At 69.3% G+C, this 13731-nt stretch carries 16 protein-coding genes; 10 read left to right on the forward strand and 6 right to left on the reverse strand.

The window, feature by feature from the left end; translation table 11 throughout:
• Positions 1-588: 588 nt before the first annotated feature.
• The gene (locus ABD340_RS25690; protein ID WP_344592249.1) at positions 589-1272 is read left to right on the forward strand and encodes a DUF1361 domain-containing protein; all 684 of its coding nucleotides are present in this window, start codon (positions 589-591) and stop codon (positions 1270-1272) included.
• A gap of 146 nt (positions 1273-1418) precedes the next feature.
• On the opposite strand, the gene ABD340_RS25695 is transcribed toward ABD340_RS25690, so the two are convergent.
• The 3 genes from ABD340_RS25695 to ABD340_RS25705 all read right to left on the reverse strand — a co-directional run bounded on the left by ABD340_RS25695 (position 1419) and on the right by ABD340_RS25705 (position 2498).
• Complete coding sequence (locus ABD340_RS25695; RefSeq protein WP_344592250.1) at positions 1419-1688, reverse strand: DUF397 domain-containing protein; 270 nt, start codon at positions 1686-1688, stop codon at positions 1419-1421.
• On the reverse strand, positions 1685-2251 hold the full coding sequence (locus ABD340_RS25700; protein ID WP_344592252.1) for a DUF5753 domain-containing protein: 567 nt from the start codon (positions 2249-2251) through the stop codon (positions 1685-1687). The genes ABD340_RS25695 and ABD340_RS25700 overlap by 4 nt, the downstream gene beginning before the upstream one ends.
• Positions 2252-2315: 64 nt before the next feature.
• On the reverse strand, positions 2316-2498 hold the full coding sequence (locus ABD340_RS25705) for a helix-turn-helix transcriptional regulator (protein ID WP_344592254.1): 183 nt from the start codon (positions 2496-2498) through the stop codon (positions 2316-2318).
• A 116-nt stretch (positions 2499-2614) separates the two neighbouring features.
• On the opposite strand from ABD340_RS25705, the gene ABD340_RS25710 reads away from it, so the two are divergent.
• Both ABD340_RS25710 and ABD340_RS25715 read left to right on the forward strand, forming a co-directional pair.
• A complete protein-coding gene (locus ABD340_RS25710; RefSeq protein WP_344592255.1) occupies positions 2615-2902 on the forward strand; it encodes a hypothetical protein in 288 nt (95 codons plus the stop codon).
• A 119-nt stretch (positions 2903-3021) separates the two neighbouring features.
• Positions 3022-3189 (forward strand): hypothetical protein, encoded by a 168-nt coding sequence (locus ABD340_RS25715; protein WP_344592257.1) that lies wholly within the window; start codon positions 3022-3024, stop codon positions 3187-3189.
• Between the two features lie 23 nt (positions 3190-3212).
• Here ABD340_RS25715 and ABD340_RS25720 read toward each other — a convergent pair whose 3' ends face one another.
• A complete protein-coding gene (locus ABD340_RS25720) occupies positions 3213-4193 on the reverse strand; it encodes a LacI family DNA-binding transcriptional regulator (RefSeq protein ID WP_344592258.1) in 981 nt (326 codons plus the stop codon).
• A gap of 137 nt (positions 4194-4330) precedes the next feature.
• Here ABD340_RS25720 and ABD340_RS25725 point away from each other — a divergent pair, with 137 nt between their 5' ends.
• The 7 genes from ABD340_RS25725 (at position 4331) to ABD340_RS25755 (ending at position 12323) form a co-directional block, all read left to right on the forward strand.
• Positions 4331-5152: an ABC transporter permease gene (locus ABD340_RS25725; RefSeq protein WP_344592260.1), complete on the forward strand. Its 822-nt coding sequence runs from the start codon at positions 4331-4333 to the stop codon at positions 5150-5152.
• Positions 5152-5937 carry an ABC transporter permease gene (locus ABD340_RS25730; RefSeq protein WP_344592261.1) on the forward strand — a complete coding sequence of 262 codons (786 nt, stop codon included), beginning with the start codon at positions 5152-5154 and terminating at the stop codon, positions 5935-5937. Before ABD340_RS25725 ends, ABD340_RS25730 begins: the two co-directional genes overlap by 1 nt.
• A 22-nt stretch (positions 5938-5959) precedes the next feature.
• Positions 5960-7003 (forward strand): ABC transporter ATP-binding protein, encoded by a 1044-nt coding sequence (locus ABD340_RS25735; protein ID WP_344592262.1) that lies wholly within the window; start codon positions 5960-5962, stop codon positions 7001-7003.
• Complete coding sequence (locus ABD340_RS25740; RefSeq protein WP_344592263.1) at positions 7000-8052, forward strand: ABC transporter substrate-binding protein; 1053 nt, start codon at positions 7000-7002, stop codon at positions 8050-8052. The genes ABD340_RS25735 and ABD340_RS25740 overlap by 4 nt, the downstream gene beginning before the upstream one ends.
• Positions 8049-9029 carry a nucleoside hydrolase gene (locus ABD340_RS25745; RefSeq protein ID WP_344592264.1) on the forward strand — a complete coding sequence of 327 codons (981 nt, stop codon included), beginning with the start codon at positions 8049-8051 and terminating at the stop codon, positions 9027-9029. Before ABD340_RS25740 ends, ABD340_RS25745 begins: the two co-directional genes overlap by 4 nt.
• 14 nt (positions 9030-9043) lie before the next feature.
• Positions 9044-10723: an adenine deaminase C-terminal domain-containing protein gene (locus ABD340_RS25750; RefSeq protein ID WP_344592265.1), complete on the forward strand. Its 1680-nt coding sequence runs from the start codon at positions 9044-9046 to the stop codon at positions 10721-10723.
• Between the two features lie 94 nt (positions 10724-10817).
• The gene (locus tag ABD340_RS25755) at positions 10818-12323 is read left to right on the forward strand and encodes a tannase/feruloyl esterase family alpha/beta hydrolase (protein WP_344592266.1); all 1506 of its coding nucleotides are present in this window, start codon (positions 10818-10820) and stop codon (positions 12321-12323) included.
• An 87-nt stretch (positions 12324-12410) separates the two neighbouring features.
• On the opposite strand, the gene ABD340_RS25760 is transcribed toward ABD340_RS25755, so the two are convergent.
• Positions 12411-13034, reverse strand: a complete 624-nt coding sequence (locus ABD340_RS25760; protein WP_344592267.1) for a hypothetical protein — start codon at positions 13032-13034, stop codon at positions 12411-12413.
• A gap of 12 nt (positions 13035-13046) precedes the next feature.
• Positions 13047-13640: a hypothetical protein gene (locus ABD340_RS25765; RefSeq protein ID WP_344592268.1), complete on the reverse strand. Its 594-nt coding sequence runs from the start codon at positions 13638-13640 to the stop codon at positions 13047-13049.
• Between the last annotated feature and the right edge of the window lie 91 nt (positions 13641-13731).

The raw sequence follows: 13731 nt of genomic DNA on the forward strand, positions 1-13731 counted from the left end.
TCTCCCAGAAGGGGTGAGCGGCGCGGATACGGATCCTGGTTAGATCATCCTCCGAGAAATGAATGTTCAGCATGCCTTCCCCCGTTGCCCCGGCTCCCCGTCGTCCGTCCGGTTCCACTCCCAGCGGATCCTTGATCACCCCGGTTCCCCAACCGGCGATCTTTACCCAAGGACCCCACCAAACAAGACATAAGGTTCAAATTAAGTTATTTCCCCTTTGCCATAGGCAATCACGCCTGATCATTATCAACAGGAAGTACAACCAGATGTCAAGGCAATTGTTCATAGCCGGATGTGGCCACGGATCCTGGACTGACTCAGGGACGATTGCCTTTGAATGCCCTTGCCAATCGGCGCGGAGCGACGGTGGAGGCTCTCCACCAGGTTCGTGACGTCACCACCTCGCCATCGGCCTGCTCCGACTCTGCGGGTGGACCAACATCGCCGCGGGGCCCGCCGGCCGGCACCTGGCCGTCGACCGCAGCCGCCTCCTCGCCACCCTCGGCGCGACAACCGGACATCCAGGCCCATAACGCGAGAACGCCGAAACCCGGCCAGAATCACCCCCTCTCGTGCACAATGAAGGCCATGGGCCTGTTGGAACAAATGGCACCGAATTTGGGCGGCGTTGTTCGTCGGGACGCCTGGTGGATGGGATGGAACACCTTGCTGGCCTGGGTTCCGGTGGCCCTGGCATGGGGGCTGTTCCGAGGTGGCGCCGACCGGTCCGTGTCGCGGTCGCCCCTATGGTGGGCGGGGCTGGTGCTGTTCGTGCTATTTCTGCCAAACGCCCCGTACGTGGTGACCGACCTGTTCCATCTTCCCTACGCCTTGTGGCCGGAAGGTCGCGATGGCCCGGTGGTGACCGCAGTCCTACCGGTCTACGCGGCGTTCATCGGGTCGGGCTTGCTGGCCTACTATCTGGCGCTGGCAGGGGTACGCCGCTACCTCGGCCTGATCGGGCTGGGAGCGTGGCAGGGCCGGGTCACTGTGGCGGCGCACGCCCTCTGTGCCATCGGGATCTTCCTTGGACGGTCGGCCCATCTCAACAGTTGGGAACTGGTCATCGATCCGCTCGGCACGTTCGAGGGGATCGTGCTGCACCTGACCTGGCGTTGGGCACCGGCCCTGATCCTGGCCACCTTCCTGGTCACCTGGACAGGCCACTTCATGGCCAAAGCAATCACTGAAGCCGTTCGGGACGCGACCCTGCAAGGCGCCCTCCGCCTGCACATGAATCCCAGGCACGGAGGCTCGCCAGAGAGCCTCTGAGTCTTGATCGTGCCGAATACGCGCCCACGCCCATGTCACTGGTCAGGGATCACGGGCACAGTGAGTTTGCCAGGTGAAGCAGGGTGCGTACCCCCCGAGGCCACCGGGTTGCACGCCCCAGTGGCCCGGCAGCGGGAGGCCAGCGGTCAGGCCAGGTCGAACTTCCCGGCCTTCACCTGCCGGGCGAAGGCGCCGAAGGCCGCCGAACCGAACACGAGCTTCGGCCCGTCCGGGTCCTTGGAGTCCCGCACCGCCACATCATGCGGACATCCAGCCAGCTCAACGCACTGCCCACCGGTGTCTGTACTGTGGCTGCTCCTACGCCACACTCCCCCGACTTCCACGCAATCCCCACCTGTGTCTCCGGAGTAGCTGCTTTTACGCCACTGGACCGAACACCGGTCTGGCTTGCTCACAGGCTCTCCAAGATCTCGTTCAGGAGCTGAAGGGAGTCGTCCACGGACAGCGCCACCCCCCTAATCTTGTCAAAACGTACCCCAAAGGCTCGCACTACCTCACTCCGCCGATGAAGTTGCCCTCCCACATGCCCCTCTTCGTAGGCCATGTCCACGCCATCGCGCAGCCCAAGGATCGTGAAGGCACCCATGGTTCCCTCGTATGCACCTTGAGAGCTCGGGACGATCTGTAGAGTCACGTTCTCCCGGATTGCCACGTCCACCAAGTGCTGAACCTGACCACGCATGACGTCGATCCCACCAACCGGGCGTCGGATCGCCCACTCGTCGTACACAACGACGGCATGGCACGGATCCTCGCCCACCAAGATCTCCTGCCGTGCCATCCGCGTGGCGACCAAGCCTTCGGCATCCTCAGCCGACCGCCCACGCCGAAGCACCTCGAAGGCGTACTCGGGAGTCTGGAACAAGCCCGTTACCTGCATTACCTCCAGCTTGTGGATAAGTACCGCCCCTGCTTCCCAATGGAGATACTCGGGAAACCCCGGAGGCAGCAACTCCAACTGGCCAACCTCTTGAATCCATATCCAATTTCGACGAAATGACCCGTTTGTCTCGAAGAACGTGTCACAGTCCTGAGCCAGCTCTTCGGAGGGACTCCCCGTCCCCTGCCTCGATCTGGCCGATCCACTGCGGCGTGTAACCGATCTTCTTCGCCAACTCGGGCCGCGTCAGGCCCGCGGCCTCGCGGTACGCACGCAGTTCCCTAGCCAAAGTACTGAGCGGGAGTCTGAGGGACACCTGGGTCACGGGGGCGACGGGGCATCGGTTCCTCCGGGGATAGAAACCTGATCGACTTTCTAACGGCCGAGGCCGCTTTCCAGCGCTGCTTTTCTCGCTCTTCCCGACGATAACTCGATCACGCCATGCTTGCGAGCGGCAACGGAGAGAAACAACGTCGCGAGGCCCTATCCATGTCGAACACCCGCATCAATCACGACCGCCAGGCGCTCATCGAGCTGCGGACGGACTTCCCCGGCCACCGGATCTTCCGGGGCACGCGCGGGGACGGACAGCCCGGCAGTTGGGTCGCCACACTCCGCGATCCAGCCTGCGGCGTGGATCCGACCGTCATGGCCGACACCGCCGAAGACCTCCGCAAGGCGCTGAAGATCGAGGCCAGCCGGGCGACGGTTCCCGGCGCGAAGCGATGACGGCTTGGGGAGGTCCGAGCCCGCGCCACACCAAGCCCCGCCGCCTGTGGACGGGCACGGCAGTGCTCCGTCCCCCGAAGGACGCCGTGCCTGAACACCCGGCAACGCCGTCCCAGCCAATGACCGTCTTCGAGTTGCGGCGCCGTCTACCCGGTATCCACTGCTGGTGGGGGATCTGGACGGGCGAATGGTGGGCGCTCGTCCCGGCGCCCAGGGGGCACCGGCTCGTTCACGCGGCCACTGTGGACGGCCTCGCGCGGGAGATCACCACCGCGCTCGCCGAATGACCTCCGAGCCTCTCGGCGGTGGGTCAGCGCGGGGCGGCGGTTGACTCTCGGACGACGAGGGTGGTGGGGACGCGGACGCGGCGGGGACGCGTCCCGTTGCCCGAGGACTCCTGCACCAGCCGGCACGCCGTTCTGCCCGCCTCTTCCAGGGGGACCTGCAGTGCGGTGCCGCCCGGACGGGTCATGCCGATGACGGTCAGGTCGTCCGAAGCGGCGAGGCTGATGTCCTCGGGGACGCGCAGCCCGGCGCCGGGCAGCCCCATGAGCAGCCCCAGCAGCACGTAGCTGCTGTAGGCCAGGACGGCGGTGACCTCCGCCTCGTGCCGCAGGAGGTGCTCCGCGGCGGCCAGGCCGGCGTCTATCTGCGGCGGTACGGGGTCCAGCACCGTCAGGCGGGCGCCGGCGTCCGCGGCCGCCTTGAGGGCGGCCTTCTCGCGCTGCCTGTCCATCCACGAGCCGGGCGGGCCGCCGAGGTAGGCGATGCGACGGTGTCCGAGGTCGAGCAGGTGGGCCATCAACTGCCGGACCCCGCTGGGGATGTCGACGAGCACCGCGGGCAGGCCCGGGACGGCGCGGTCCACCGTCACCACCGGGAGCCGTTCCGCGGCCGCGCGCAGCGCCGCGTCGCCGCTGACCGGCGCCACGAGGACGAGCCCGTCGACGCGCGACTCCAGCTGGGTCACCAGATCGCGTTCGCGGTCCTCCGAGTGGTCGGACACCCCGAGCAGGACGTTGCCGCCCGCCTCGGTGAGCGGCTGCTGGACGCCGGTGACGATGGGCGGGAAGAAGGGGTTGGCGAGGGTGGGGACGATGACGCCGACCAGGCCGGTGCGGCCGGTGGTGAGGGCGCGCGCGGTGGCGTTGAGCTGGAATCCCATGGCGGCCGCCACGCGGGCGACGTGCTCGCGGGTCTTCGGCGCGACCATCTCGGGCCTGCTGAGCGCGCGCGACGCCGTGGAGGTGGACACGCCCGCGGCCCTCGCGACGTCTGCCAGCCGAACCATGCGCCCCCGCTTCTCCCGGCCGTTGGTAACGCCTTTTTAACGCGACCCGTTTGACCTTGTCGTCCGTCCCAGCGTAGCGTCCATGCAACCGGTTGCTGCAACCGCTTGCACCAATGATCAGGGAACGAAGGAGAATTGTGCTGCTGTCACGGAGAGCGGCAGGCCTTCTGCTGGTGCCGGGCCTGGCGCTCGTCGCCTTCGGCTTCCTCTATCCCTTCGCCGTCACGCTGTTCGCGCCGCCGGCCGCCGAGGACCCGAACGTGCTCGGCAAGCTGGGCGGGATGCTCGGCGACGGGTACGTGCTGGAGGTGGTGGCCCGCACCATCCGGGTCGCGGTGACCACCACGGCCTGCTGCCTGCTGCTCGGCTTCCCGGTGGCGTACATGATCTCCCGGGCGCCGCAGCGCCGGCGCGGGCTGCTGCTCGCCCTGGCGATCTTCCCGCTGCTGCTCAGCACCGTCGTGCGGACCTTCTCGTGGCTGGTCATCCTGGGACGCAACGGGCTGATCTCGACGATCCTGAACGACCTGCGGCTCGCGGACGGCGCACAGCTGCTCTACACCGAGTTCGCCCTGGTCGCCGGGCTCACCCAGCTCTTCACGCCGATCGTGATCCTGACCTCCTACAGCTCGCTCTCGCACGTCGACGAAGCGCTGGAGGAGGCGGCCCGGGGGCTCGGCGCCGGGCCGGGCAAGGCCTTCCGGCAGGTCGTGCTCCCGCTCGCCCTGCCCGGCGTGCTCGTCGGCGCGACGCTGGCGTTCGCGGGGGCGATCACCGCGTTCACCACGCCGCTGCTGCTCGGCGGGACGCGCAACCGGACGCTGGCGACGCTCCTGTACGACTACGCCAACGTGAAGCTCGACTGGGGCGGGGCGAGCGCGATCGCGCTGATCATGACCGCGCTGGTGCTCGCCGCCGCCGTGGCGTCCGGGCGGCTGTCGAAGGCGGGGGCGGTCTGATGCGGCGGCGTCCCGTCCTCACCGGGCTGGCCGCGCTGGCCATGGCCTTCCTGCTCGGCCCCATCCTGCTCGTCGCGGCGACCGCGTTCACCGCCGGCGACACCATCGAGTTCCCGCCGCAGGGCCTGTCGACCAAGTGGTTCGCCAAGGCACTGGCGCACGAGCCGTTCCGCGGCGCGCTCACCACCAGCCTGCTGGTGGCGGCCGGCGGGACGGCCATCGCGCTCGCCGTCGGCATCCCGGCCGCGCTCGTCCTGCAGCGGCGGCGGTTCCGCGGCCGGGGCGCGGCCGAGGCGCTGTTCCTGTCCCCGGCGATCGTGCCGGAGCTGGTGCTGGGCTTCGCGCTGTTCCAGCAGCTCATGGTCACCATGCGGATCACGGCGCTGGGCGCGCTGCTGATCGGGCACAGCGTGCTGCTGCTCCCCTACGCGGTCCGGGTGACCGGGGCCTCGCTCGCCCTGTCCGACCCAGCCCTGGAGGAGGCGGGGCGCGGGCTCGGCGCGGGACCGTTCAGGACGTTCTTCCACATCACCCTGCCGGTGATGATGCCCGGGATCGTGTCCGCGGCCATGCTGTCGTTCCTCACGTCCTTCAACAACGTGCCGTTGTCGCTGCTCCTCAACGGCCCCGGGGTCTCCACCCTCCCCGTCGAGATGCTGCACTACGTCGAGTTCTCCTTCGACCCGGTCGTCGCGGCGGTGAGCACGCTCCTGCTGGGGGCGACCGTGCTGATCGCCCTGGTGACCGAGCGTCTCGTCGGCTTCAACAAGGTCTTCAGCCAGTAGGGCAGTAAGGAAAACGCGCCAGATGACGACGCCAGTGGTCCAACTCCAGTCCGTCACCCGGGAGTTCTCCGGGACGGCGGCCGTCCGCGACCTCGACCTGACCGTGGAGCGCGGCAAGTTCACCGCCCTGCTCGGCCCGAGCGGCTGCGGCAAGACGACGACGCTGCGGATGATCGCGGGATACCTGGAGCCCACCAGCGGGGCGATCCTGCTCGACGGGAAGGACGCCACCAGGCTCCCGCCCGAGCGCCGCAACATCGGCATGGTGTTCCAGTCGTACGCGCTCTTCCCGCACCTCACCGTGGAGAAGAACGTCGCGTTCGGGCTGCGGATGCGCAAGCTGCCCGCCGCCGAGATCCGCACCCGGGTGGGCGAGGTCCTGGAACTGGTCGGGCTCGCCCACCTCGCCAAGCGCAAGCCGAAGCAGCTGTCCGGGGGACAGCAGCAGCGGGTGGCGCTGGCCCGGGCCGTGGCCGTCCGCCCCTCGGTGCTGCTGCTGGACGAGCCGCTGTCCAACCTGGACGCGCGGCTGCGCATCCAGATGCGGCAGGAACTGCTGCGCGTCCAGCGGGAGACCGGGCTCACCGCCGTCCTGGTGACCCATGACCAGGAGGAGGCGCTCGAACTCGCCGATTCCATGGTGATCCTCGACCGCGGACGGATCGTGCAGCAGGGCCCCCCGCGCGAGGTGTTCCGGGCGCCGGCGACCCGGTTCGTCGCCGACTTCCTGGGCTACGAGAACTTCCTCGACCTGCCCGGGAAGGGCCCGGTGACCATCCGCCCCGAGCACGTGCGCGTCCTCGGCCCCGACGAGGACCCGCCCGCGGACGCGGAGGTGGTCGAGGGAACCGTCGCGTCGGCCCGGTTCCGGGGCACGGACTTCGCGGTCACGGTCACGGTCGGCGACCGCACCGTGCACGCCGTCAGCACCGACGACACCCTCGTTTCCGGCGCGCCGGTGCGGCTCTGCCTGCCCGCGGCGCAGGCCATCGCACTCCCCCATGACGACGCCGCCCCCGACACCACCGCGTCCGAACCCCTCCAGCAGCAGGAGCTCCACACATGATCAAGAAGTTCACCGGCGCCACCGCCGCCGCGGCCCTGGCCGCCGTCGCGCTGACCGGCTGTGCCGAGTCCGCGGGCTCCGATCCGAAGAAGCTGACGGTGAGCACCTTCGGGTTCGGCGCGGACCGCTTCCAGAAGACCGTGGTCGAGCCGTTCGAGAAGCAGACCGGAATCGACGTCGTCGTGGAGACCGGAGCGAACGCCGACCGGCTGACCAAGCTGCGGATCAACCGCGCCAACCCCGCGGCCGACGTCGTGATGATCACCGACCTGTACGCCGCCATCGGGCAGAAGCAGGGGCTGTTCGACAAGGTCGACCCGGCCAAGGTGCCGAACCTGGCGAAGCTGTACGACTTCGCCAAGAGCAAGGAGGGCTACGGCCCCTCCTACACCTACCAGCTGCTCGGCATGCTCTACCGCACCGACCGGTTCAAGCAGCCGCCCGCGGTCAAGGACCTGTGGGGCGCCGAGCACAAGGGGAAGATCGCCCTGCCCGACATGTCCACCAGCGCAGGCGCCCCGTTCCTGCAGAGCACCGCAGCGACGTACGGTTCGGGCCCCCAGGACTCCGCCGCCGCCTTCAAGAAGCTCGCGGAGCTGAAGCCCAACGTGCTCAAGTTCTTCAACCGCAGCACCGAGCTGGTGAGCCTGCTGGAGCGCGGCGAGGTCGACATGGCCCCCGGCCTCGACCTGTTCGCGGTGGACCCCGCCAAGGCCGGAAAGCCCATCGGCTGGGCTCCCTTCCCCAAGGAGCAGGGCCGGTACGTCGCCGCCAACACCGCGCAGATCGTCAAGGGCAGCAAGAACAAGGCGGGCGCCGAGAAGTTCATCGACTACCTGCTCTCCACGGACGTCCAGACGAAGTCCGCGGCCGCCGTCAACGACAAGCCGGTCAACAAGGAGGCCAAGGTCCCCGAGACGATCACCAAGGTGTCCGGGCCGGCGGCCAGTGACCCGGCCGCCGCCGGGTTCGTCTCCCCCGACCTGGCCTACCTGGCCGACCACAACAGCGAGTGGGTGGACCAGTTCCAGCGGGAGGTCTCCGGGTGAGTCCCGCCCCCTCGCGTGTCGTCATCGACTGCGATCCGGGCATCGACGACGCGATCGCGCTGCTCCTGGCGTACGCGTCCCCGGAACTGGACGTGGCGGGCATCACCACCGTCGCGGGCAACGTCGGGCTCGACCAGGTCGTCGACAACGCCCTGCGGCTGTGCGATCTCATCGGCGGCGCGGCGGCGTCGACGCCGGTGCTGCGCGGCCACGCCGGGCCCCTCGCCCGCGGGCGGCGCCAGCCCGACGAGCCCGTGCACGGCGCGTACGGCCTGGGGGGTGTCGAGCTCCCCCAGGCCACCCGCGCCGCGAACCCGGGACACGCCGTGGACTGGACGGCCGGGGAGGTGCGCGCCCGCCCCGGGGAGATCACCCTGATCGCGACGGCGCCGCTCATCAACGTCGCCGGGCTCCTGCACACCCATCCCGGCGCGGGCGCCGCGCTCCGCGAGATCGTCGTCATGGGCGGCGCGGCGTTCGCCCCGGGGAACGTGACGCCCGCCGCCGAGTTCAACTTCTACGCCGATCCCGAGGCCGCCCGCTACGTGACCGAGTCCGGTGTGCCGCTGCGGATCGTCGGGCTCGACGTGACCCGCGCGGCCCTGACCCCGCTCGCCGACGCGGAGACGCTCATCGCCGACGGCGGCCCCGCGACCTCGGCCGCGGGCCGCATGCTGCGCCACCTCATCGAGAGGTACGAGTGGCGCCACGGTGTGCGGGCGTGCGCCGTCCACGACGCGCTCGCCGTCGCCGCCGCGATCGAGCCGGGGCTGCTGGAATGGACCGAGGCCTGGGTGACCGTGGAATGCGCGGGCGAGTTCACCCGCGGGGCCCTGGTCGCCGACGTGCACGGACGCAGCGGACACGCCCCGAACGCCCTCGTCGCGACGGGCGTGGACGCGGACGCGTTCCGCGCGTTCATGCTCTCGCGCCTGCTGGCGGCCTACGGCACGAGCGCCCCGCCCCTGACCCGCTGACAGACGGAGAACCCATGCCGATACCAAGCCGCTGCGACCTCCTCATCCGGGGCGGCAGCGTCGTCTCAGTGCACACCGGTGAGGTCCTGCCCGCGGACGTGCTGGTGACCGGCGACCTCATCCGCGCCGTCGCGGCACCGGGCGTCCGTGTCGACGCCGCCCGCGTGCTGGACGCCGACGGGCTGCTCCTGGCGCCCGGCTACATCGACGCGCACATGCACATCGAGAGCTCCCTGCTCACGCCCGCCGAGTTCGCCCGCGTCACGCTCCCCCGCGGCACGACGACGGTGCTCGCCGACCCGCACGAGATCGTCAACGTCGCGGGGCGCGCGGCGATGGCGTGGATGATCGAGCAGGGCCGCCCGGCCCGGCAGACCATGCTGTGGGCCGTGCCGTCCTGCGTCCCCGCGCTGGAGGGCTTCGAGACGGCGGGCAGCCGGCTCACCGCCGACGACATCGCCGAGATGCTCGACTGGGACGGCGTCACCACCCTCGGCGAGGTGATGGACTACCGCGCCGTGGTCGACGGCTCCGAGCGGATGCGGTCGATCGTCGACGCGGCGCGGCGCAAGGGCGTGCGCCTCGACGGCCACTGCCCGAACCTCTCCGGCGACGACCTGGGCGAGTACCTGTGGGCCGGGATCGACTCCGACCACACCAAGAACACCCCAGAGGTCGCCGTCGAGAAGGCCCGGCTGGGCATGCTGCTCATGCTGCAGGAGAAATGCCTCACCCCCGAGCTCGTGCGCCGCCTCCTCGAACTCCCGGTGCTGCCCGACTTCTGCCTGGTCACCGACGACCTGGCGGCCGACGCCATCCTCGCGCACGGGCACCTGGACCACATCGCACGCGTCGCGCTGGACGCCGGCCTGGACCCGCTGACCGTCCTGCGCGCCCTCACCCTGCATCCGGCCCGCCGCCTCGGCCTCGACGACCGCGGGGTGGTGGCCCCGGGCAAGCGGGCCGACCTCGTCCTGCTGCGCGCCCTCGACGACCCGACACCGGTCGCGGTCGTCTGCGGCGGGCAGGAGGTGACCGAGGCCCCGGAGACCCGGCCCGACAACCCCTTCGCCGACTCGGTGCGGCTGGCCGGACTCGACGACGCCGACTGCCGGTGGCGCGTCGACCTCCCGGACGGGGAGCACACGTTCCGGGCGCTGCGGGTGAACCCCGTCGACACCTTCACCGAGCCGGACGAGGTCGTCCTGCCCGTCCGCGGCGGCATCGTGGAATGGGAGGGCAGGACGACGCTGCTCGCGGTCTACGAACGCCACCAGGGCAGCGGCCGCCGGACGATGGCGCCGGTGACGGGCTTCGACCTGGCCGACGGCGCCGTCGCGACGACGTACGCGCACGACAGCCACAACCTCACCGTCGTCGCCACCGACACCGCCTCCCTGCGCGCGGCGGCCAACGCCGTCATCGGCTCGCGCGGCGGGATCTGCGTGACCGCCGCGGGACGGCAGACGCACCTCCCGCTCCCTGTGGGCGGGGTGATGTCGGCGGCGCCGGCGGCCGAGGTCGCGAGCGCCGCGGCCGCCGTGCGGAAGGCGCTGCACGAGTGGGGCTGGCGGCACCGCAACCCGTTCATGAGCATCTCGACGATGACGCTCCCGGTATCCCCGCAGATCAAGCTCACGGACAGGGGGCTGGTCCGCGTGGTCGACCGGGCCTGGGAGCCCGCCGTCCTCTGATCAGGGGGTATGCCGCGAGCGCATCAATGCATCGGGCATTGCTGTTGGCCCCTCCTCGACCCGCGGATCTACGGTCCGTCCGAGGAGGTCGGCGATGCGAGTGAGACTGGCGACAGCGATCGTCCTGCCGGCGGCGCTCTTCGTGGCCGTCCCGTCCACGACGGCACAGGCCGGCACCGCGTGCGAGCGGCTCGCGGGCAGCGCACTGCCGGACGCGACCGTCACGATCGCCGAGCGGGTCCCGGCGGGGCGCTACACGGCTCCCGACGGCCGGGTCCTGCCGTCCGTGCCCGCGTTCTGCCGGATCCACGGTCTCGCCAAGCCGGTGCCGGCCTCCAACATCGGCTTCGAGGTGTGGATACCGCTGCGGGGGTGGAACCAGCGGCTGCTGATGTTCGGGAACGGCGGCTACAGCTCGGCGATCGACTTCCCGTCCATGGGAGGGCCCCTGCTGTCGGCCGGGTACGCGACCGTCGGCACCGACACCGGGCACACCGGCGACGACCCGGACGTGTTCACGCGCGGCGCCGCCAACCCGGAGATCATCGTGGACTGGGGGCACCGCGCCGTCCACGAGACGATCGTCAACGCCAAGCTGATCGTGCGGGCCTTCACCGGCACCGGGCCCCGCTACTCCTACTTCATCGGCTGCTCGACCGGCGGCCACCAGGCGCTCATGGAGGCGCAGCGCTACCCGGGCGACTTCGACGGCATCGTGGCCGGGGCGCCCGGCAGCAACCGGGTCGCCCTCAACGCCGGGTTCCTCTGGCAGTTCCTCCAGAACCACGACCCGGAAAGCGGCTCGGAAATCGTCCCGGCGTCCAAGCTCCCACTCCTGACGAACACGGCCATCAAACAGTGCGGGGCGCGCGACGGCTTCCTCACCGACCCGCGCCGCTGCTCGTTCAACCCGGCCAAGCTCCAGTGCCCGGACGGCGACGCCCCCACCTGCCTGACCCAGCGCCAGGTCCAGGCGGTCCGGAAGATGTACTCAGGCGCCCGCGACCCGCGTACAGGCAAGCGGATCTACCCGGGCTGGCCGGTCGGCAGCGAAGCACCCGTCGTGGACGCGTCCGGCAACGTCCGGCAGGGATGGAACCGGTACTGGGGCACCACGGAGCCGAGCCGGGCGAACTTCTGGCGCCACTGGGTCTTCAACGACCCGAACTGGAACTGGTGGAAGTTCGACTACCACCGCGACATGCGCTACGCGCAGCGGAAGCTCGGTCCGATCATCAACGCCACCGACCCGAACCTGAAGCCGTTCAAGCGGAGCGGCGGCAAGCTCCTCATGTACACGGGCTGGGCCGACCCGGTCGTCTCCGCGTACGACACCATCGACTACTACAACCAGGTCGTCCAATTCACGTCGAACGGCCGGAACTCGGATACCCAGGAGTTCGCGCGCCTGTTCATGGTCCCCGGCATGAGCCACTGCGGCGGCGGCCCCGGCCCGAACGTCTTCGACACGCTGACCCCCCTCACCCGCTGGGTCGAGCGGGGCACCGCACCGACCGAGATCGTCGCGACGAAGTACGTGAACGACAACCCAGCCGAAGGCGTGTCCCTGACCCGCCCCCTGCACCCCTTCACCTGCTAGCTTCGGCGTCGAACGCCACATGGGTGCCGCATTGACGAAACCCCGCGCCTTGTGGGGCGGGGCTTCGTCATCGGGGGACGATCCGGCTCACTTGCCGATGGCCGCCTTCAAATCGGCCACGCTGCGGATGTTCTTCCAGCCGCTCGACGCGATGTCTTCCGCCCAGACGTTGACCAACCCGGTGTCGTGGCCGGAGATGAGGTGCCCTTGAGGTACAGGCGTGTACGTCCGGTGCCCGGGGTCGCCCTGGGCGAATCTCACCAGCTTGGCGGCGTCGAACCCGAACAGGGAGATTTCGGTGCCGACCGGCAGTCCTCTTTGGTAGACACCGATCGCCAGGTTCTTGGGCCGGTCGAAGTAGTAGTAGACGACCTCGCCGGATCGGGCGGGGGCGTCCTTCCACATCTCCCGCGGCCGAAGTCCTACAATGACGGCTCCCTGGCCGTCGAGTTCGTCGGCGATGAGTGCGGGCTTGACGGAGACGACCGTGCCGACGAGAGCGATGTCGACGTGTTTCAACATCGCGCGCGGGCTTGCGTACGGCTCGTACTCGAAACTCGTCGTTTTACGCATCAAGCGAACGAGGTCACCGGTGGACCGGACATCGGCCACACTCTTGGTAGGACGCTCATCTGCGGTTTTCGTCGACGCGGATGTGCAGCTTGCGAGGGCCAGCAGTATCGGCACGCAAAGTAGCGCGATTTTACGCATGGTCGCGACCCCCTAGAACCAATCGTTGAGATGCTGGGTGTGGTGTTTGCCATAGCGCCGGAATTGAATGCCCGTCGGCGGCGTGCTGCCGCTGTTGATCATGCAGTCGGTGCTGCTGCCGCCGTGGGTCAGCCCACCCGAGTGCCCAAGCTCATGGCAGGCGGTCTGCGCCTGGTCGATTTCGTCGTGTGATCCCTTGTTGATCTGGCCCAGATCGAGAGTGAGATAGTATTGATCACACCGGTCGTTGTCGTAGTCCTCGCAGGGGGCCTTGCCGCTGACGCCCTCCGCGAGGTTCCCTTGCCTCCAGACCACGTCGGTCTCGCCGCCGCCCGAGAGCTTGCAATCGCCGTCATAGTTCACGTTGACCTGGGTCGGGTCCATGGCGTCCCACATCGCCTCGTTAATGCCCGACTTGAGGTCGGCGCTGACAGTCGGGGAGTAGCAATACCCGTGCGGATCCTCATCGGGATGCGCTCCGGTGTCCCCGGTCTGGTTGCCCCACGGGTCCGCCGAAGCGGTCAGTGCACTCCCACCCATAATCGCCGCGAGGACCATCGCGAATCCGATATTGCGTGCCGTTCTAAGACTCACCTGAACCTCCATTCGAGACGGCGTACATCAGGCACACCGCCGCAGGGCAGAGCCGCTATTCAGGATGCCGGCGTGGCGGGCTAGTGCCTTGATGGCGTATAAC

Origin of the sequence: Actinomadura vinacea, from assembly GCF_039532545.1 — a bacterium.
In the GTDB taxonomy this organism is placed as follows: domain Bacteria; phylum Actinomycetota; class Actinomycetes; order Streptosporangiales; family Streptosporangiaceae; genus Spirillospora; species Spirillospora vinacea.

Bases quoted from the DNA above. Each gene is read 5' to 3' on its own strand.
- ABD340_RS25690 (WP_344592249.1), top strand. From the start codon at position 589: ATGGGCCTGTTGGAACAAATGGCACCGAATTTGGGCGGCGTTGTTCGT.
- ABD340_RS25710 (WP_344592255.1), top strand. From the start codon at position 2,615: ATGCTTGCGAGCGGCAACGGAGAGAAACAACGTCGCGAGGCCCTATCC.
- ABD340_RS25715 (WP_344592257.1), top strand. From the start codon at position 3,022: ATGACCGTCTTCGAGTTGCGGCGCCGTCTACCCGGTATCCACTGCTGG.
- ABD340_RS25720 (WP_344592258.1), bottom strand. From the start codon at position 4,193: ATGGTTCGGCTGGCAGACGTCGCGAGGGCCGCGGGCGTGTCCACCTCC.
- ABD340_RS25730 (WP_344592261.1), top strand. From the start codon at position 5,152: ATGCGGCGGCGTCCCGTCCTCACCGGGCTGGCCGCGCTGGCCATGGCC.
- ABD340_RS25735 (WP_344592262.1), top strand. From the start codon at position 5,960: ATGACGACGCCAGTGGTCCAACTCCAGTCCGTCACCCGGGAGTTCTCC.
- ABD340_RS25740 (WP_344592263.1), top strand. From the start codon at position 7,000: ATGATCAAGAAGTTCACCGGCGCCACCGCCGCCGCGGCCCTGGCCGCC.
- ABD340_RS25750 (WP_344592265.1), top strand. From the start codon at position 9,044: ATGCCGATACCAAGCCGCTGCGACCTCCTCATCCGGGGCGGCAGCGTC.
- ABD340_RS25755 (WP_344592266.1), top strand. From the start codon at position 10,818: ATGCGAGTGAGACTGGCGACAGCGATCGTCCTGCCGGCGGCGCTCTTC.
- ABD340_RS25760 (WP_344592267.1), bottom strand. From the start codon at position 13,034: ATGCGTAAAATCGCGCTACTTTGCGTGCCGATACTGCTGGCCCTCGCA.
- ABD340_RS25765 (WP_344592268.1), bottom strand. From the start codon at position 13,640: ATGGAGGTTCAGGTGAGTCTTAGAACGGCACGCAATATCGGATTCGCG.